This is a genomic window from Massilibacteroides sp. (assembly GCF_028705895.1).
In the GTDB taxonomy this organism is placed as follows: Bacteria; Bacteroidota; Bacteroidia; order Bacteroidales; family Tannerellaceae; genus Massilibacteroides.
On sequence record NZ_JAQWCQ010000009.1, the window covers coordinates 66,634 to 86,618 of the forward strand.

General features: G+C 39.2%; 17 protein-coding genes and 1 tRNA gene. 10 read left to right on the plus strand and 8 right to left on the minus strand.

All coding sequences use genetic code 11. The features are described 5' to 3' along the window. Nucleotides 1–288 precede the first annotated feature (288 nt). The 6 genes from PHT93_RS03930 to PHT93_RS03955 all read left to right on the plus strand — a co-directional run bounded on the left by PHT93_RS03930 (nucleotide 289) and on the right by PHT93_RS03955 (nucleotide 6,628). Complete coding sequence (locus PHT93_RS03930; protein ID WP_300239729.1) at nucleotides 289–534, plus strand: glutaredoxin domain-containing protein; 246 nt, start codon at nucleotides 289–291, stop codon at nucleotides 532–534. Between the two features lie 13 nt (nucleotides 535–547). Beyond that, a complete protein-coding gene (gene nrdI, locus PHT93_RS03935; RefSeq protein WP_300239732.1) occupies nucleotides 548–916 on the plus strand; it encodes a class Ib ribonucleoside-diphosphate reductase assembly flavoprotein NrdI in 369 nt (122 codons plus the stop codon). Next, nucleotides 913–3,003 (plus strand): class 1b ribonucleoside-diphosphate reductase subunit alpha, encoded by a 2,091-nt coding sequence (gene nrdE, locus PHT93_RS03940; protein WP_300239734.1) that lies wholly within the window; start codon nucleotides 913–915, stop codon nucleotides 3,001–3,003. The genes nrdI and nrdE overlap by 4 nt, the downstream gene beginning before the upstream one ends. 15 nt (nucleotides 3,004–3,018) lie before the next feature. Further along, nucleotides 3,019–3,990 (plus strand): class 1b ribonucleoside-diphosphate reductase subunit beta, encoded by a 972-nt coding sequence (gene nrdF / locus PHT93_RS03945; RefSeq protein ID WP_300239736.1) that lies wholly within the window; start codon nucleotides 3,019–3,021, stop codon nucleotides 3,988–3,990. Nucleotides 3,991–4,080: 90 nt separating this feature from the next. After that, entirely contained in the window at nucleotides 4,081–5,250 is a 1,170-nt protein-coding gene (locus PHT93_RS03950; RefSeq protein WP_300239739.1) for a cellulase family glycosylhydrolase, read from the plus strand. Nucleotides 5,251–5,347: 97 nt separating this feature from the next. After that, nucleotides 5,348–6,628, plus strand: coding sequence for a solute carrier family 23 protein (locus PHT93_RS03955; RefSeq protein ID WP_300239742.1), 1,281 nt, complete (start codon nucleotides 5,348–5,350; stop codon nucleotides 6,626–6,628). A 32-nt stretch (nucleotides 6,629–6,660) separates the two neighbouring features. On the opposite strand, the gene PHT93_RS03960 is transcribed toward PHT93_RS03955, so the two are convergent. The 7 genes from PHT93_RS03960 to PHT93_RS03990 all read right to left on the minus strand — a co-directional run bounded on the left by PHT93_RS03960 (nucleotide 6,661) and on the right by PHT93_RS03990 (nucleotide 16,260). Beyond that, nucleotides 6,661–7,521, minus strand: a complete 861-nt coding sequence (locus PHT93_RS03960; RefSeq protein WP_300239744.1) for an alpha/beta hydrolase — start codon at nucleotides 7,519–7,521, stop codon at nucleotides 6,661–6,663. 85 nt (nucleotides 7,522–7,606) lie between these two features. Further along, nucleotides 7,607–8,545, minus strand: a complete 939-nt coding sequence (locus PHT93_RS03965; RefSeq protein WP_300239747.1) for a rhodanese-related sulfurtransferase — start codon at nucleotides 8,543–8,545, stop codon at nucleotides 7,607–7,609. Nucleotides 8,546–8,746: 201 nt separating this feature from the next. After that, a complete protein-coding gene (locus PHT93_RS03970) occupies nucleotides 8,747–10,345 on the minus strand; it encodes a RagB/SusD family nutrient uptake outer membrane protein (RefSeq protein WP_300239750.1) in 1,599 nt (532 codons plus the stop codon). A gap of 21 nt (nucleotides 10,346–10,366) precedes the next feature. Then, nucleotides 10,367–13,375 (minus strand): TonB-dependent receptor, encoded by a 3,009-nt coding sequence (locus tag PHT93_RS03975; protein ID WP_300239753.1) that lies wholly within the window; start codon nucleotides 13,373–13,375, stop codon nucleotides 10,367–10,369. Between the two features lie 202 nt (nucleotides 13,376–13,577). After that, on the minus strand, nucleotides 13,578–14,684 hold the full coding sequence (locus PHT93_RS03980; protein ID WP_300239756.1) for an endonuclease/exonuclease/phosphatase family protein: 1,107 nt from the start codon (nucleotides 14,682–14,684) through the stop codon (nucleotides 13,578–13,580). Further along, on the minus strand, nucleotides 14,685–15,560 hold the full coding sequence (locus PHT93_RS03985; RefSeq protein WP_300239759.1) for a rhomboid family intramembrane serine protease: 876 nt from the start codon (nucleotides 15,558–15,560) through the stop codon (nucleotides 14,685–14,687). Beyond that, on the minus strand, nucleotides 15,541–16,260 hold the full coding sequence (locus PHT93_RS03990) for a rhomboid family intramembrane serine protease (protein WP_300239762.1): 720 nt from the start codon (nucleotides 16,258–16,260) through the stop codon (nucleotides 15,541–15,543). Before PHT93_RS03990 ends, PHT93_RS03985 begins: the two co-directional genes overlap by 20 nt. 205 nt (nucleotides 16,261–16,465) lie before the next feature. On the opposite strand from PHT93_RS03990, the gene PHT93_RS03995 reads away from it, so the two are divergent. Then, nucleotides 16,466–16,738: an HU family DNA-binding protein gene (locus tag PHT93_RS03995; RefSeq protein ID WP_300239765.1), complete on the plus strand. Its 273-nt coding sequence runs from the start codon at nucleotides 16,466–16,468 to the stop codon at nucleotides 16,736–16,738. Between the two features lie 82 nt (nucleotides 16,739–16,820). On the opposite strand, the gene dacB is transcribed toward PHT93_RS03995, so the two are convergent. Beyond that, entirely contained in the window at nucleotides 16,821–18,305 is a 1,485-nt protein-coding gene (gene dacB, locus PHT93_RS04000; RefSeq protein WP_300239768.1) for a D-alanyl-D-alanine carboxypeptidase/D-alanyl-D-alanine-endopeptidase, read from the minus strand. 53 nt (nucleotides 18,306–18,358) lie between these two features. Here dacB and PHT93_RS04005 point away from each other — a divergent pair, with 53 nt between their 5' ends. From PHT93_RS04005 to PHT93_RS04015, 3 genes are all read left to right on the plus strand, one after another. Continuing rightward, nucleotides 18,359–19,504, plus strand: a complete 1,146-nt coding sequence (locus PHT93_RS04005) for an AI-2E family transporter (protein WP_300239770.1) — start codon at nucleotides 18,359–18,361, stop codon at nucleotides 19,502–19,504. An 81-nt stretch (nucleotides 19,505–19,585) separates the two neighbouring features. Next, nucleotides 19,586–19,658, plus strand: a tRNA-Lys gene (locus PHT93_RS04010). Nucleotides 19,659–19,762: 104 nt separating this feature from the next. Beyond that, nucleotides 19,763–19,921, plus strand: a complete 159-nt coding sequence (locus tag PHT93_RS04015; protein WP_300239772.1) for a hypothetical protein — start codon at nucleotides 19,763–19,765, stop codon at nucleotides 19,919–19,921. The last annotated feature ends 64 nt before the right edge of the window (nucleotides 19,922–19,985 follow it).

Sequence of the window (19,985 nt, forward strand, 5' to 3'; positions counted from 1 at the left end):
ACGCCCTACAGATACTTCAAAGAGGGGGGGGTAAAATTGCAAAAAGGTACTTTTTATAGTGGACTCAAATTTTATTTTTGGAAAACTTTTTAGATTTATATTATTTAACAAACACCATTATATATATTGTTTTTCAAACATATTATCAAAAATCAATATGTTAAAATGGGAAACTTATATAATATATAATCAAAACAAATTTCCCAAAAGGTTGTTATAATAAGAAAAGGATCGTAAGATTCTTTTCTATTTTTTACACTTAATAGTATATTCTAATATCAATCGAAAATGAAAAAAATAGTAAAATTTGAAAAAAGAGATTGCAACCCGTGCGTTATGGTTTCTAATTTTTTAGACACCAATGGTGTGGATTATCAAAAAGTGAACCCTTTCGACGAGCCTCATTTAGCAATGAAATATAAAGTCAGAACAGTGCCGACTGTAATTTTATTAGATGAAGAACAGGAAGTATATAGGACAATTGGTTTTCAACCCAATGAATTGAAAGAGTTGATTTCGTTTACAAATAATTAATCGTTGTGAGGCCATGTACATCTATTATGATAGTCGTACGGGTAATGTAGAGCGTTTTATTCAAAAGATTAAGTTACAAAGGGATTGGCATTTTGTAAAGATTTCACAGGATATAACTCCACAAGGTTCCGGACACTTAATTACCTACACTACTAATTTCGGAGATATTCCGCGCACTACCTTCCGTTTTATGGAGGATTTCGGAGAGAAAATCAAGAGTGTTTCTTCGAGCGGAAACATGAATTGGGGCAAGTCATTCGGCTTAGCAGCAGATAAGATAGCCGAACAATATCACATACCTCTACTCCTTAAATTTGAATTGTCCGGTCTGCCCCAGGATGTGCAGGCATTAATAAACAGAATAGAAGAGATAAGCAAATGATTACGAAAAAATGGATCTTGCTCAACAATGAGATAATGGTCAGAAAAAATGATGATTATCAGTTGGAGAAAGACAAAGAGGCAGTTAAGTCCTACTTTTTAGACTATGTAAACAAAAACACGGTTTTCTTCTATACATTGAAGGAGAAGATTGACTATCTGATTGAAAACAGATACTATGTCAATTTCTATGAGCAATATAGTTTTGAAGATATCGAACAGGTATTTAACCTCACGTACAAAAAGAAATTCCGCTTTCCTTCTTTCATGAGTGCATTCAAATTTTTCAACAGTTATGCTTTACGTGATGATTCAGGAGAGAAATTTTTGGAACGTTATGAAGATCGGGTCGCTTGCATTTCTCTTTTTCTTGCGCAGGGACAGCTTGATCAGGCTTTAACATACGCAGAGCTGTTAATCAATCAGGAATACCAGCCGGCAACCCCTACCTTCCTGAATGCAGGCAAGATTCGTTCCGGCGAATTGGTCTCGTGTTTTCTCGATGAAATAGGGGATAATCTTAACAATATAGGTTACGCGATAGACGAGTCAATGAAGTTATCCTCCATCGGAGGAGGAGTTTCCTTGAACATATCCAAACTAAGAGCCCGAAACGAGGCAATCAAAGGCGTAGAGGGGCGCGCCGGAGGTGTACTACCTGTGATGAAAATACTGGAAGACATTTTTTCGTATGCCAACCAATTAGGTCAAAGGCCGGGCGCAGGAGCGGTTTATCTGAATGTATTTCATTCGGATATAGAAGAGTTCTTAGATTGCAAGAAAATCAATGTGGACGAAAAAGTCAGAATTAAATCGTTGTCAATCGGTGTGATTATTCCTGATAAGTTCATGGAACTGGCAGAAAAAGACGAGCCTTTCTATGTTTTTTATCCGCATACCGTATTTATGGCCTACGGCAAGACATTAGATGATATGGATATGAACAAGATGTACTCGGAGTTGGTTGACAATCCTGCTGTACGTAAGAAGCGGTTAAATCCACGCCATCTATTGGTAAAAATAGCACAGACGCAAAAAGAAAGTGGCTATCCGTATCTTTTCTTCAAAGGAAATGCAAATAAAGAACATGCATTGAAGGGAATCGGAGACATACGCTTTTCGAACTTGTGTACGGAGATCATGCAACTGTCTGAAGTCTCCGAAATTCGTGCCTACGGTGAAGAGGACGAAATAAAACGAGGCATCTCCTGCAATCTGGGTTCGCTCAATATTGTTACCGTTATGGACAATAAACGGATAAGGGAAGCCGTCTTTGCCGCGATGGACTCCTTGACTGCCGTATCCGACATGAGTAATATTGCGGCTGTCCCTTCTATCCAGAAAGCGAATCAGGAATTGCATAGTGTAGGTTTAGGAGCCATGAACCTGCACGGTTATCTGGCAAAAAACTTCATACCATATGAAAGTGAAGAGGCCTTGGACTTCTGTAATGTCTTCTTTATGATGGTGAATTTTTATTCACTGCAGCGCTCGATGGAGATAGCGAGAGATAGAAAAGAAACATTCAAAGATTTCAAACAGTCTGAATACGCCAAAGGATCTTATTTCAGGAAATATATAAATAAAGACTATCTGCCTCAAACGGAAACAGTCAGAGCTCTTTTTGAGGGAGTAGCTGTTCCTACACGTGATGACTGGGCAAAATTAAAAGAACAGGTGGCTGAACACGGGATATATCACGCCTATCGTATGGCTATTGCTCCGAATCAATCGACTTCTTATATCATGAGTTCTACGGCTTCTGTTATGCCGGTAGTAGATATCATCGAAGTAAGAGAATACGGCGACAGCACAACCTACTACCCCATGCCTTATCTGACGAACGAGAATTATTTCTTTTATAAGTCAGCCTACGATATGGATCCGATGAAAGTTCTGAAGCTTATTTCCGTTATCCAGCAACACGTAGATCAAGGGATCTCTACCATACTCTATACCAACAGTAACGATACGACCAGAGACCTGGCACGTTATTATATCTATGCCTACAAATTAGGTCTGAAATCATTGTATTACACCCGGACACGCAAGGCTGTCATCAGCGAATGTCTTTCTTGCTCTGTCTAAAAACACATAACCCAAATGAAACATTTTAAAGCCGTAAACTGGAATACACCGGATAATGATTATGTGGAAATGTTCTGGGAACAAAACCTGAAACAGTTCTGGATTGACACGGAATATATTCCTTCCAAAGATATTGACTCGTGGAATGGTTTAAAACCGGAAATGCGCACAGCTTACAAACGCGCCTTAGGAGGACTGACACTCTTGGATACACTGCAAAGCCATACCGGCATGCCGAAAGTGATCGATCATATCGACAGTCTTCAAAACAAGTCCGTTTTATCGTATATGTGTATGATGGAAACGATCCATGCCAAATCTTATTCGACTATTTTTACGACCGTAGCCAGCGGTCCGGAGATTGATGAAATATTCCGGTGGGTACAGGAGAATGAACATCTTCAACTCAAAGCGAATGTCATCGACTCGTATTATCGTAAATTAGATGAAAAGTCGGTTTCACCGGAAGATTTGTTCATGGCTTTGGCCTCATCGGTATTGCTGGAAACCTTTCTTTTCTACAGCGGATTCTTTCTTCCTCTTTGGTTGGCCGGACAAGGACAGATGGTGGCCAGTTGCGATATTATCAAAAAAATTATTGCCGATGAATCCATCCATGGGGTCTTTGTCGGTCTTTTAGCGCAGGAAATATTTGCAACGTTTTCAGAAAAGGAGCAGAAAAGAGTCGAAAAAAATCTCAAACAGCTGATGTATAAACTTTACGAAAATGAACTAAAATACACCGATGAAGTTTATAGTGAGATTGGTCTTTCTGCAGATGTGAAAGAATATATCCGTTACAATGGGAACAAAGCATTGATGAATCTCGGCTTCGCGCCGGAATTTGAAGTCAAGGAAGTCAACGCCATCGTCCTCAACGGTCTGAATGTAGAGACAACCCAGCATGATTTCTTTTCAAAGAAGTCCACCAACTATGAAAAGGCGCTGGAGGTGGTTTATTTACAGGATGAGGATTTTCGGTTCTGATTAGGGATTCATTTATAGAGGAATAAGAATTTCTATGTATCTTACACATCTTTAGGAGAAACAAGTCCAACACTTAAATCATATCTGAAGATGACAAATAAAATCAACCGCAGACAATTTTTAAAAACTTCGGCCGCCGGCATGGCTGTTGCCGCATATCCGGGATGGCTAACGAGCAGTCAACCGTTCTCAAAGACATTAGCAACAACCCCCCTGCCACGCTGGAGGGGGTTTAATATTTTAGACTTTTTCGTTCCCAGACATTTTGATGATTCGAAACTGGCAGCAACGGAACAGGATTTTAAATGGATGGCCGACTGGGGGTTTGATTTTGTTCGTTTTCCAATGGCCTATCCGGGATATCTGAACTACGATCCGACAAGTGAAGTTCCTATTTCGCCGGAACAAACCGTTGATTTCAACGAGAGGGCAATCGAAATAGTAGAGAAAACCGTCTATGCAGCCAATAAATACGGTCTGCATGTCAGCCTCAACCTGCACCGCGCACCCGGATTTTGCATCAATGCAGGTTTCCGGGAACCCTTTAACCTATGGAAAGACAAAGACGCACAACAAGCCTTTTATACCCATTGGGATATGTGGGCAAAGCGGTTTAAGCATATTTCTTCCGATCAACTAAGCTTTGATTTAGTCAACGAGCCTTGTTATAAGGAGGATATGAACGACCAGTATGCCCCATCCTCTCCCATCCCGGGTGAAATCTACCGGGAAGTAGCGAGAGGCTGTATCGAAGTTATCCACCGGCAAACGCCGGACAGGTTGATCGTGGCGGATGGGAACCATGGCGGAGCATTGGTTATTCCCGAACTGACGGATTTACCTGTCGGACAAAGTTGCCGGGGATATTATCCGCATTATGTTTCTCATTACCGTGCAGGTTGGGTTTGGAAAAATCCGGATGATGCTCCAACACCTGTATGGCCGGGTAGGATTAACGGAGAAGAATTTAACCGTGAAGTATTGGAAAAGTTCTACCAACCCTGGATTGATCTCGTAAAGCAAGGCGTAGGCGTCCATTGCGGAGAATGCGGATGCTACAAAGAAACCCCACACGAGGTATTCCTTAGTTGGTTTAATGACCAGTTAGACATCTTGACATCCCACGGCATCGGCTGGGGACTGTGGAATTTTCGCGGAGACTTCGGGATACTTGATTCCGGTCGCAAGGACGTGGAATATGTCGATTTTCACGGTCATAAATTAGACGAGAAGTTATTGAAGCTGTTGCAGAAGTATTGACACGAAAGAAGGAGTCACATAATTACAACAATGATGATTGTAGATTTTTCTATATTTTTGCACACTTGAAAGATTACAAAAGAATACTCAATATAGAATGAAATACGATCTAAACGATAAGCCGGACTGGAAAGCGATGCTACTGTACGGGATACAGTGGTTTATTGTCACCCTTCCCGCTATAATTATTATGGGCAGTGTTGTCGCAAAATTACAAGATAACAGTGCTGCTTTTCAGATAATGTATATGCAGAAAATGTTTATTGTGGCAGGAGCACTTACCGTTCTTCAGGTTCTTGCTGGACATAAGTTGCCACTAATAATCGGACCGGCGGCAGTGCTGCTGATAAGCATTGTGTCATCTCTGTCCGAAAGCGTTTCTGCTATTTATACATCTATTGCCGTAGGTGGACTGGCTATAGCCGTGTTGGCCTATTTCGGAATTATAAGTAAGTTGCAGGTTCTTTTTACACAGCGGATCATTGCTGTTATACTAATCCTGATAGCCTTTACACTATTACCTACGATATTAAACCTCATAGTCGGAGATGGAACCAACGTATGGTTAAACTTCATCTTTGCCTTCCTTCTTTTATTCGGAATTATTATCACGAATAGGCTTTTAAAGGGAATATGGAAGTCAACAACAGTGCTGCTCGCCATTGTCGCAGGAAGCTTCGCTTATTTTTTGGTGAGTGGATTTCCTTCAAAAATAGAGACCGAGACAACATTAAGTCTGAACCATATATTACTCCCTCGTTTTGAATTCAACATCGGAGTATTGCTTTCATTCCTGTTTGGTTTCATTGCTTTGGTAATAAACGAACTCGGGTCAGTAGAATCGGTCGGTTATATACTTAAAGCCGATCAGATGAAGAAGCGAGTAAAAAAAGGCGTTGCCCTGCTTGGGCTATCTAACATATTGTCCGGAGGTATCGGTATTATCGGATTTGTAGATTATTCCCTGAGTGCAGGGGTTATCTCTTCATCAGGCTGTGCTTCCCGATACACATTAATTCCTGCAGGAATAGGATTGGTTCTTTGTGCGTTATTTCCTTCTGCAATCGGCGTCTTCCTGTTAATCCCTTCGGTGGTAATGGGCGTTCTTCTTTTCTATTTAATGTCTATGCAATTAGCAACAGGGTTTAGCCTATTAGTAAGCGGACAGAGCGTCAAAAGCATGTCAGACGGTTTAACGATTTCCCTGCCTCTGATGGTTGCGGTATTAATCTCATTTGCTCCGACAGAGTTTAGAAATGCTATCCCGGACATAATACGTCCGGTAATAGCCAATGGGTTTGTAATGGGGACAATAACAGTTTTGTTATTAGAGCATGTCTTCTTTAAAAAAGAAAACACACCCCCTACTCCCCAATAACACTACCGTATATTTTCTCACCAACCAATCTCTCAAATATCTTTCAGCCAAGAAGCAAGTAAGGTCGTCATTTCCTGATGAAAACGGAATTCTTCTCTCAAACCCCATCCGTGTCCTCCTTCAGGAAAAATATACATAGTTGCCTTGATGTCATTACTTTTTAACGCATTATAGTAGCGCGTACTATTCTCAGGCAGCACCACTTTATCATCATCGCTGAGCAACAAGATAGCCGGTGGTGTATTATTATTCACTTGCTTCTCGTTAGAGAAATAATGTAGATCAGAAAGAGACGGGTTATCTCCAAGCAGATTATTTCTTGAACCTCCGTGAGTTGCAATGTCCATTGTGATCACCGGATAAAAAAGTACGGAAAAATCCGGACGAGTACTTGTCCCCTCTGTTGCAAAATGCGTAGAGGCTGTTGACGCAAGATGTCCTCCCGCTGAAAAACCGGCAATACCAATCTTATTCGTTTTAATACCATATTCGGCCGCATGTTCACGAACGTATCGGATAGCTTGCCATGCATCTTCTAAAGGTACATTTTTATGTTTGTTCGGCATCCTGTACTTCAACACAAAAGCAGCAATACCTTGTTTGTTCAGCCATTGCGCAAACTGTGTTCCCTCGTGCATAGAAGCAAGACCGGCATATCCTCCACCAGGGCAAACCACAACAGCCTTACCCGTATTTACTTCTTTAGAAGGAATATAGATCGTCAACTCGGGCACAGATACATTTGTTATCCAATAAGAATCATTGACATTTTCCGGAACCGTTATTTCATTACTTGTAGGAGGATTTCCGTTCCATAATTTGATTGTTTTCTGCGCTCCGGCAGGTAATGAACAGAGAAGAAGAAAAGCTAAAAATAAATGTTTTGTTTTCATGATAATAGGATAGATAAGTTTCAGCTGTAAATATAGTGATAAACAGCTGAAACTTATGCTCTGATATTTTAAAAACAAGAGAAATTCAGACGGAAAGAGCCTCTTTACAGCTACTACAACAACATCCCTTCATTTCTTCCGCACAATCGTCACACTGAATAAATAATTTATGACAAGCATCATTTTCGCAGTTCGTATGGGTATCACAAGGTTTTCCACACTGGTGACAATGCGCAATAACATCTTCGGTTATTCGTTCACCCAACCGATTGTCAAACACAAAGTTTTTCCCAACAAATTTAGATGCTAATCCTAAGGATTTGATCTGATGAGCATAATTAATAATCCCTCCTTCCAACTGATACACTTGCTTAAACCCTCTATGTTTAAAATAAGCACTTGCCTTTTCGCAACGGATTCCTCCCGTACAATACATCAATATTTTCTTATCTTCTTTATGCGTAGCCAATTGATCGTATATAATGGGAAGAGATTCTCTGAACGTTTTCACTTCAGGCGTAACAGCATTCGTAAAATGTCCGATCTCACTTTCATAATAATTGCGCATGTCAATAACAATCGCGTCGGGTTCCTCCATCAGCTGATTAAACTCGTCCGCATTAAGGTGTATGCCATAGTTGGACGGATCAAAAGTATCGTCATCCAACCCATCTGAAACAATCTTTTCCCGAACTTTGATCGTTAACTTCAAAAAAGACTTATTATCCTGCTCCACAGCTATGTTCAATCGGATATCTTTCAAGAAAGGGTAAGAATCAAGAAAGGATCTAAATTCCTCAAGGCTAACTGCAGGTAAAGACAATTGAGCATTGATTCCCTCTTTTGCCACATAAATACGCCCCAAGACATCCAGACTATTCCATTTTACGAACAGTTCATCCCTGAATCTTTTAGGATCTTCAATTTTTGCGTACCTATAAAAAGAAAGTGTAATTCTGTCAAGACCGGCTTCATCAATTAACTTCTCTCTTTCTTCAGCACTTAATGTATTATATAATTGCATGTTATATAAGTTTATTAATAGAACTAATCCTACAAAAGTATTTGAAGCCCCATGTTCATAAGACATATTTCCAATAAATAACATCTATCAGAAAATGATTCTTCTCTATGAAGAGAAGAAAGCACGTTGAAGAACAAAAAAACTCTCATGTCGAATTGATACGACATGAGAGTTTCCGAAATCTTTCTCTAAGATTATAAATTAATTACTTGATGTAAAAGCTGCATATCCGGGATTCTGTACAAGTTTGGGATTTGTTTGCCATGCATCCTGAGAAATTGGATATATCTTCAAATATTCACCTTTAGCTCTTTCACAGTTTGAAGATGACCACATCGGAATTTCATACGTACCAAAACGGATATCATCCTGACGTGAATATCCTTCCCAAGCTAACTCGAAGCGTCGTTCTAAAGCAATTTTGTCCAAATCAATCGTCGCATAATTATGATCGCTATTTCCATAAGCTCTGGTTCGAACAGCATTAACCAATTCCGTCGCTTCCGCAACACTTCCTCCACCTCGTAACAACGCCTCCGCTTTCATCAGATAAACATCTGCCAGACGGAAAATATGAAAGTCATTTTCCATCGCATCAACTAATGATTTTTCATATGGCCATTTTTGACATCGAGCCCCATCATGTTGGTTTACGTCACCCCAATTCGTACCATCACGTTCCGTTCCTTCCAGAATAGTCACATCAACAGTATGATTCAAAAGGAAACCATGGTCGGTTTTAATCGGTTCTCCTGTCGTCAGATTATATTGTTGACCAATAATATAAGTGCCTTCGTAACGAGGATCTTCTACATCAAACAATTTTACATAATCAGGTTGTGCACAAATCCCATTCCATGTAGAAAGAGAGGCTCCGATTACTTCCTTGTATTTGTAATGCAGCGTCCGATTCATCATCGTATTCTGATTGTCTGTATCCTGACTTGAGAAAGAGCAGGCGAAAATAGCTTCTTTTGAGATGTTATTATTAGGATTGAAATTGGTCTTCCAATCCGGCTCCAATATATAATAAGAATATCCCATCACCTTATCACATGCCTCTACAGCCTTTCCATAGGCATTTCCTCCTTCCACGGTCACTCCCCATGCTTCTGCATTCAAATATAATTTAGCCAGCAATGTATATGCAGCCCCTTTAGTGAATTTACCGTAAGTGTTTGCTGCAGGTTCAGGGCAAGATTCAGCAATCTCGGCAACCTCTTTGACAAGCCAATTGAAAACATCTTGTCTTGGAGTTATCGTTGGGATGTCTTCTTCTTGTTTTACTTCTTTATAAACAGTAACCAATGGAATATTTCCCCAATTATCCATCATCGCGTAAATCCAAAAAGCTCTTACACCACGAATCTCAGCCATCATTAAGGCTCTTTCAGCCTCTGTTAAGACCGTACTGGCCTCAATTACATTATAATATGCATTACAGCTACCAATTGCACTGGAAGCAGCACTCCATGAACCTTTAATTTGTGATGTCTGAGCAGTCCAGGTGTGCATATATAACTCACGATATTGCCCTCCATCATACCAGTCTCCTCCTTTTCTTGTAGGAGTTACAGCCGCAGAACCTCCACATTCAGAAAGGTACATAAAGTTATTCGGCCAATAAGTTTTCAATGTATTATAGACAGCACCAACAAGAGCGTCGATTTCAGTCTTCGTATGCCCGAAATCATTTCCGGGTAGTTTATCATATATATCTTCATCCAGATCAGTACATGCAGGCATTGAAGTAAACAAAACCGCACCTGCAAGCATAGATAATATTTTTATATTTTTCATAATATAGTCTCTTTAAAATGATTAGAATGTCAAACTAACTCCCACTGTAAATGTTCTTGCTTTAGGCATGTAGTTACGAGGCTCAATTCCCGGAGAAAGTCCCGCATCATCATCGGTAGCTTCTCCACGGAAGAGTTCAACTTCAGGGTCAAGCCCTTTATAACCTGTAATAACAAACAGATTTTGTGCAGCTACATATATACGGGCCTTATCCAACCAGTCTATCTTTTTAGTATCAAAAGTATAGCCGATAGACATGTTGTCTAAACGAGCGAACGAACCATTCTCCAAATAATAGGAACATACCCGTGAAGACTCACTCATTTTATAGATCAAATCGTCTTTCATTACATTCGCACCGCTGATATAAGTATTGTTTGCATAGGCTGCACGTGGATTGTTTAGAACTTTGTTTCCGATTGTTCCGCGAATAAAGAAGCTCATATCCCATTGTTTATACGAGAATGTATTATTCCATCCAAATGTCAGATCAGGCTGTGCACTCCCTACATAAGTACGGTCGTCATCTGTGATCTGACCATCGTCGTTAACATCTTCAATAATATATTTGCCGTCTTCCGTAAGTCCGGTACATTTCAACATATAGAACTGACCGACTGGTCTTCCTTCTTCAATGACGTGAGAATTCACCCCTGAAGCTCCACGAATCCATGGGTCACCTGTGTATATACGGTCTGTTGTATAATATTCATTTGACAAACGAGTGATCTCGTTTTTATTATGAGAAAGATTAATAGAGGTATTCCAATTGAATGCTTTTCCGCGTAAAACATCAATATTCAACATTAGTTCAATACCCTTATTTGTCATATCTCCTACATTTGCTTGTATTTTGTCATACACATAAGTAGGAGTAGGCACTCTGTAAGTATATAACATATCGGATGTTTTCTTATTATACCATTCGACAGTACCTCCGACGCGGCCATTAAATAAAGAAAAATCTAATCCAACATTTAGCATTGCCGTAGATTCCCATTTCAAGTCAGGATTTGCATTCTGACTGATCTTGAATGCCGTTAACAGTGAACCATCACTATAATATGTTCCCTCAGCAGAATATAATTCCAACGATTTGTACGGTTGCAGTCCGTCTTGATTACCGGTAACACCGTATCCGGCACGAAGCTTTAAGTCATTCACCCAGCTAACATTCTTCATAAAAGATTCCTGAGAAATACCCCAAGCAATAGAAGCAGAAGGGAATGTACCCCATTTATTATTGGTACCGAACTTGGAAGAACCATCGCGTCTAACTGTGGCTGTTAACATATAGCGTTCAAGATAACTGTAATGCACACGCCCAAAGAAAGAAATAAGTTTATAGCTGTTTTTTTCAGATTTAACATCTCCAATTTTTAGTGTGTTACCAGTCTGAATGCTATTTGCTCCCATTGAGCCAACGGCAAAATTAGAGGCTTTCGATTCCTGACTTGAAAACATGTTTTCTTCCCACGAGTAGCCTCCTACAGCACTAAATTTATGTTCTTCATTTGCACCGAAGGTTTTATCATAATCAAGTGTCCATTCCATCAACTCACGATCCCAGAAACGTGCACGTTTAATTGCTTCTCCATTCTTACCTTGACCACCTTGATTACGTGGATCTGTCCATTGGCTGAAATCATTTGAGAAACGGCTCTTATACAAGTTTACTTTAGCATTTAAACCATCTATTATTTCAAATTGCAGATCTCCAGCCCCATAAAAATAGTTGTTCTTACCATATTTATAATTCTGGTCTTGATTCTGCACAGGATTACCTTGATCATAATTACCATTTGCTCCCACAAAATAAGAACCATCTTCATTATATACAGGATAAACAGGCGGCATATTATAAGCTAAAATATAATTATCCGCAAAAGGCATCCTCATATCCGTTAAACTTGCAGATCCCGTAAGCCCTACGCGTAAACGATCATTAATCGCACGTTGTTGAAATTGGAAACGGAATGAATGGCGTTTCAACTCGTTATCTCTTGCTATACCTTTACGGTCAAGGTATGTATAGGAAGCGCGATAATTACTCTTAGAGCCTCCCCCGGACATCGATAGTGAATGGTTTTGTGAAAATCCTGTACGCAGCATCTCATCAAACCAATCTGTATCCGAATTATACTTCTCAAAGTCTGTCAGGTCATTCCCTAATATTTTATTTGCTTCTCTCCATTCGTTGGCAGAAAGCATGTCCGGCTTATTAGCCACCTGATCAATCGCTAAATATCCATCATAATTAATCTGAGTTTTAGAACCTGACCCTCTTTTTGTTGTAATAAGAACAACTCCACCGGCTGCACGAGAACCGTAGATGGCAGCAGAAGAAGCATCCTTTAATACAGAGATAGATTCAATATCCGATGGAGAAACGGTACTCATATCTCCTCCGGGAATACCATCAATTACAATTAAAGGACCTTGGTCGTTCTGAAGTGTTGATGTTCCGCGAAGACGCATCGTAGATCCACGGGTTACATCTCCTGAACCGGAGACAATAGTAAGACCTGCAACTTTCCCTTGAAGAAGGTCAGTAGCATCTCTGGTAACCCCTTTGTTGAAGTTTTCTTCAGACACATTTGCAACAGAACCGGTAATTTCCCGTCTGGTCTGACTACCATAACCTATCGCAACAACTTCGCCAAGGTTAACAACAGAAGGCTCTAATTTAACGTCAATTGAAGATCTGCCTTTTATTGCCTCTTCACGGGTTGTGTACCCAATAAAAGAAATTTGCAGGATTGCTTTATCCGGATTGGTCACTGAAAGAGCATAATTCCCGTCAATATCGGTAATAGTACCGTTCGTCGTTCCTTTCTCAACTACATTAGCTCCAATAATCGGTTCGCCAAATTCATCCAGAATTTTTCCGGTAATGTTTTTAGACTGTTGGCTTATTGCTGCCTCTGCATGCGAGAACTGTACAGGGCAAATAACTCCTCCGGAAATCATCAATAAACAGAAAGCCAATCTTAGTCCATTTCGAAAAATGGAAAATCGTTCTATTTTCATAATAACAATATTAAGTTAACAATATAAAAAATCAATTAAGTGTTTCAAAAACAAAATTTTGTAAATTCTAAAAGGAAATAGTTTCCTAAGCCAAAATTTGCGGCTTTGTTTTAGCATAAAGTACGTTTACACAAACATAGACAAATTCTCGCTTTTTTCATTATTTTTTCTCATCAAAAGCGAGAAAATTCATTGGAGCACGTCAATTCATCTGAAGATAACACCAAAGGGGGTAGTGGTCGGAATAGTAAATTTTATCGACTGTACAATTATAGGCTTTCATATTCGAAGAATGTAATATGTTGTCTATCCGGAAACGGAACACATTACGATTGTATGTTACGCCAAGCCCGGAACCTGATCTGGCAAAAGCATCGTAGAGATCTCCTTGTATTGTTCGATGTGCATAAGAAATTGGCGTATCGTTGAAATCTCCGCAAACAAGAATATAATCAGCTTTTACTTTATCTATTTCCTCACGAACCTTTCTGGCCTGTTTTGACCGGATAATAAAAGCAGGGCCAAGTTTTTGTTGGAAAGAGCCTTTAATTCCATCAAAAAGCTCCGTTCCGGGATTTTTAAGGAATTCAGAATATTTACTTCTATCTTCACTTGTCAGCTTGAAGGATTCGAGATGATTATTTATCAGAACGATTTTTTTCTTCTTTATACTTATTTCATGAATAGAGGAAGCATTATTCTCGCTTTGGTATTTTATCAATCTCGACTTGGTTATCGGGTACTTGGAAAAGACAGCAATACCACCCTTATAATATTCATTCGCGTTTGAAAAAAAGGTTTTATAATAGGGATACATCTTTAATACCTCGTGTATCTTTGAGGATGAAAGATGTTTGTTAGACCTATTTTCAAAATATTCTTGTAAGCAAACGATATCCGCATCTGATTTTGCGATGTATTCTAATATTTCATTTGGCTTATCTTTAGTGTGATCCTGATAGCCGAAAGACATAACATTATATGTCAGAATTTTTATTGTATTCTCTGTGGGAACATCTTTACTTTGCATATGAACAGGGAAGTAACGTTGAATTGCTCCCCAACAGACCAAGATTGTGAACAAGTTTACTAAAAGGTATTTCCATTTTTGCAGAAACAACCAATAAAGCATATAACAGAGAAGAAAAACGCAGAGAAAAGGAAAGAAAAGCCCAACATAAGCAAGGAAAACGCTTTTTTCCGGTGGTATTCTATCTGAGAAAGCTGATACCACAAGGCCTATTGCGATCAATATATTTGTGATAAACAATAGAAAATGGAATGCTATTTTTAGCGTTTTCAGGCTCATTTATTTGCTTGCATCAAACAGTTTTTTCTTTTCCTCGCTACTTAGACTTTCATAACCGGAGCGTTTTAACTTTTCCAAGATTCTGTCAATCTCGTCATTTTTTTTGTTTTTCCGCTCATTATATTCATATTCCGTCTCTCCCCGTTTATAAGTAACCCGCATTTTAGGTTTAGGTTTTCTAAGATCGGCAACCCAATCCAGAAATTTTATAATCGGTTTGGTAAGATCTTTTCCTTGTTTCATCTGAGAAGCAAATAGAATACCCAACAGAGCTCCTCCGATGTGGGCTATATGTCCTCCGGCATTATCGGATGTGATGGCAAGGAAATCAATAACAATAGTACCCAAAGCAAGGTAAATCAGTTTTATTCGTCCAATCAGAAGTAAATTGATTTCAAGATCTCTACGATAAAACGAGATAGCAAAAACAATTGCCATAACTGAGGCTGATGCACCAATCAGAGCACTGTAAGAGACTACCGGTTTGAAATAGGGTAATGTATTATATGTAAGGATAAAAAGAAGAGCGCCGGCAAGTCCGCCAAGTATATAAAGCCCTCCTAATTGACGTGGATTAAAGAATTGCAGAAAGATATTCCCGAACCAATAAAGCCACAACATATTAAAAAGGATATGGAAGAAGTCAAAATGTGTGAACATATATGTGATTAGTGTCCACGGCTTGAACAAAAGGGATGAAATGGAAGATGGCAATTCTATAAAGTCCAGAATCTGTATTCCCTGTATATTGAATAGAAGAAACAGAACTCCGAGTAATCGAACAATAAGAAATACTCCGACATTAATATATATCAGTTTTATCGGAATTGCTCCGTTTCGGAATGTTTGTTTCAGATTAGTAAAAATACTTTCCATTGTTGCCATCTTTCTTTTTCCAGTATCGAATCATAAAGAAACCAAAGAGCATTCCGCCAAGATGAGCGAAGTGAGCAACACTGTCACCAACTGAGTTAGAAACACCAAGCAGCAATTCAGCTAAGCCATAGAAGAATACAAAATATTTTGCCTTAACCGGAATAGGAATAAACATAATGTATAGGGGCGCATTCGGAAATAGCATTCCAAAAGCGAGCAATATACCAAACACTGCTCCGGAAGCTCCGATGGTGACAAACAGATTCAGATACTCACCTTTAGGTATTATCTGACCTCCCATATTTATCATTTCCTGTTCTGCAGTAATAAGATCTTGAAGTTGGATAGTCCAGACCAATTCCTGAACTAATCCGGCTCCGATACCGGTAACAAAGTAAAAAATAAGAAAACGTTTCGGCCCCCAGACATTCTCCAGAACACGCCCGAACATGTAAACAGCAAACATGTTAAAAAAGACATGTGAAAAGGAATGTGTATCATGTAAAAACATGTAGGAAACTAACTGGAAGGCATTAAAGTCTCTCGCCCAGGGCAAATGAAGTCCCAGTAGGTTAATAAGGTCAATATTTACCCTCTGGAGAACTATCGTTGCTACCCAAAGGAGTAAATTAATAATAATAATATTCTTGGTCACAGGCGGAATCGAGCTAAGAAATCCGGTGTTATTTTGGGTCATCATAAGCACTTAATTTATAAGCAAAGGTACATATATTTTACTTTCCCCGAGAAGCTCCTCTTTAAAAAGCACACAAAAAGGAGCGAAAATGCAGTGTATCAGTAAAAAAAGCAGACTTTTTTTTGCGAAGAATCAAAATAACGCTACTTTTGAAAATACTAATGACAATTTATTTTTATTTGTTTAATGTATTAATTATCAAACCATCATGAACAAAACAGAATTTATCAACGCTGTTTCGGCTAAATCCGGATTAAGCAAAGTGGATGCAAAGAAAGCTGTAGATGCTTTTGTAGAAACCGTTTCTGAAGAATTAAAAGGAGGAGGCAAGGTAGCTCTATTAGGATTTGGATCTTTTTCTGTAACAGAAAAGTCAGCAAGAAAAGGTGTTAACCCTAAAACAAAACAGCCTATTACAATTCCCGCTCGCAAGTCTGTAAAATTTAAAGCAGGTTCAGAATTAGCAGAACAAGTGAAATAATGACCGAACTATCTGAAAAAACAAAGCTGCCTCTTCAATGTTTGAAAAGACAGCTTTTTTTATTTTCCGCACTTTCGTTCTTTCAGAAAAGAGAAAGTAAAAGTTTTTCGATTGCTTTTGTGACGGGACGCCCATCTCCTGCGTAACTATTTACGATTAAGGCAACAGCAACTATTCGTCCGTCTTTTTCTATATATCCGGCATACGACTTCACGCCGGTCATACTGCCACTTTTCAGTCTGGCTTTCCCTTCCAGATGAGTTCCTTTCAAGAAGTTACGAACCGACCCTTCCTTCCCTGCACGTGGAATACCTGTTATATAAGACTCACCGACTAAAGATGTTGTTTTCATATACGTTAGTACGTCACAAATGAATCCGGCAGTCAGTTTGTCTGTTACCGCAAGCCCGCTTCCATCGTAAAGCTTAAGTGTTGACGTATCTAAGCCCTTGTCTTGCCAGTGTTTTAAAAGAACATTCACCCCACGATCAAAAGACGAAATAATCTCATCATTCTGAACTGGATACGACAACCCGATTGTTTTTAATAAAGCATCAGCGTAAAGGTTATGGCTGACTTCATTTGTAACACCGGCGATTTCATAAAGAGCCGGCGAATAAGTCGTACAAAGACTTTTTCGCTCGCCGGAAGAAAATCCCCCTTTCTGATTGAGAATCCGGGAACAAGAAGGATGTCCTGTTACTTCAAGCCCCACTTTCATAAGCCCGGCGGTTACGTATTCGGCCATAAACAATGCCGGGTCAGGCAGATCCCCTTTCAACACAAATCCGTCTTTACCTGCCGGCACTGTCCCGTACAGATAGCGCTCTTTCGCAAAGGGCATCCCCATTATATAAGAGCTATCCGAGCTAACGTTTGCTGTAGTCAGATAATTATTGAAATACATTCCTTCAATAGCAGGAGTTATGTATTGGATTGTGGGTTTATCTCCGGGTTTTCCAGTACGAAGAACCAATCTGTATTGATTATCGAAAACAGATATGCCATAGCATCCCATTCCATAATAACTCCCTAAATCTTCATATACCCATTTGCGAGAAACACCCTCATTGTCAAAAATGCTCTCATCCGAAATTACGTCCCCATTGATTTTACGAATGCCGGCTTTTGTCAGTGCATCAATCCATTGAGGAAGAAATGTATTATTATCCGGACGATATGCGTTTCTATCTTCTGCAAAAAAAGAAGAACCTAAAGTTGGGTCACCTCCACCATGAATATATAGATTCCCGTGCAAAATACCATTCTCCACTTCACCATCATACTCTATCTTCGTTTCAAATCTGAAATCTTCGCCCAATAATTCAAGAGCTGTAGCCGTAGTAACAAGTTTCATCACAGAAGCCGGACTTAAACTCCTGTCCTGATCATAACCATATAAAATTTCTCCGGTATGCACATCTTTTGCCAAAAAAGAAAAAGAGGCTCCACGCATTTCAGGAGAAGACAAAAACTGTTTGACTGGCAGAGGCGTTTGTCCACAAACGGATGAGGTCAAAGCAAGGCTGAATGTCAGTCCAAATAAAAAGGAGGATAATTTATTCATATAGAATTCTTTCTTCTATCTTTGTTTCGGACAAAGATAAAAAAAGTTAGTCTATGAGCCCTTTGTTTGGAAAGCCATTTACCTTTGATCGGGTATCCCGGATTATATTCGGAGTTTTAGCAATAGCCGGAGTTCTATATCTGTTGGTAGTTTTACGAAATGCATTACTGCCCTTTTTAATAGCCTGGCTAATGGCCTATCTTATGCAACCATTTGTTCGTTTTTTTCAATATAAACTAAAATTTAAAAGTAAGGTTTTATCTATTGTAGCAGTTCTACTCTCCACCATTCTGTTTATTATTGCTTTCATAATTATATTAGTTCCCTCCATGTCCGGAGAAATAGAACGGATCGTTCATCTATTAAATACATATAACCGAGGAACTGGATATATTCCTTTCATTCCCGAAGAATGGCTAATCTACATTCAGAACAACGTGAATTTTTCCGAATTGATGGACTTGCTCAGTAAAGAGAATATACTTAATGCTGTAAAACAATTAGCTCCGCGTGTATGGACTATCCTCTCAAATACGTTTTCCGTATTAGTTAGTGTTACTATAATATTCGTCATCTTTCTTTATTTCATTTTTATCCTCTTAGACTACGAAAAGATAGCCAATGGATGGAAAAACCTTATCCCGCAAAACTATCGTCCTTTTGTTACTGAGTTAGCAGATGATGTTGAACAAAGCATGAATCGCTATTTCAGAGGACAGGCGCTTATTGCATTTTGCGTCGGCATTTTATTTGCAATCGGATTTAAAATAATAAATTTCCCAATGGGGATTACGCTCGGACTATTTATGGGTGTTCTGAACCTTGTCCCCTATCTGCAGACAATCGGGATAATCCCTATGCTTCTGTTAGCCTTATTAAAATCGGCCGAAACAGGAGAAAATTTTTGGATTATTTTAGGCTTAGCGGTTTTAGTCCTTGTAATCGTTCAGGTTATACAAGATTTGTTTCTCACCCCACGTATAATGGGAAAAGCCATGGGATTAAATCCGGCCATTATTTTGCTGTCCTTGTCTATCTGGGGTACACTTCTGGGGTTTATCGGACTAATCGTAGCATTACCATTAACAACGCTTTGCTTATCGTATTATAAACGTTTTATTTTGATGGAAGGAAGCCATAAACACGAAGAGATATACAGAGAAAAACAGGAAAAAATTCTCAAAAGCGGAGACCAATAGTCAAAAAAGTAGCGAAGAGTCTTGTATATTTAAAAATTAGCTCTATCTTTGCACCCGCATTACAGAAGTAACGCACAGGATGATTCGCTAGCTCAGCAGGTAGAGCACATCCCTTTTAAGGATGGGGTCCTGGGTTCGAACCCCAGGCGGATCACTCAAAAAAAAAGCTCAACGAAAATTCGTTGAGCTTTTTTTGTTTTTATTGAACAATAATGGGTCATCCGTCATTTATATGGGATCCCAAAATATCGGGTTGTTATGGTAATCATCCATCGTGATACGTCTATACTGCAAACTGGCATTTTAGAGACCAATGTTATCAACTCAAACTTCTTGCTCCGCTTTAGTCTTACTATTCATCGAATAATTCCGGCTGAAAGCCGAGTATATATCAGCCCAACACAACGTGTTGGGTAATAGGACACCCTTCCTTTGCGGCCTGAAAGGACAGTATAAACCTACCCTAACATCTGTTATGTTG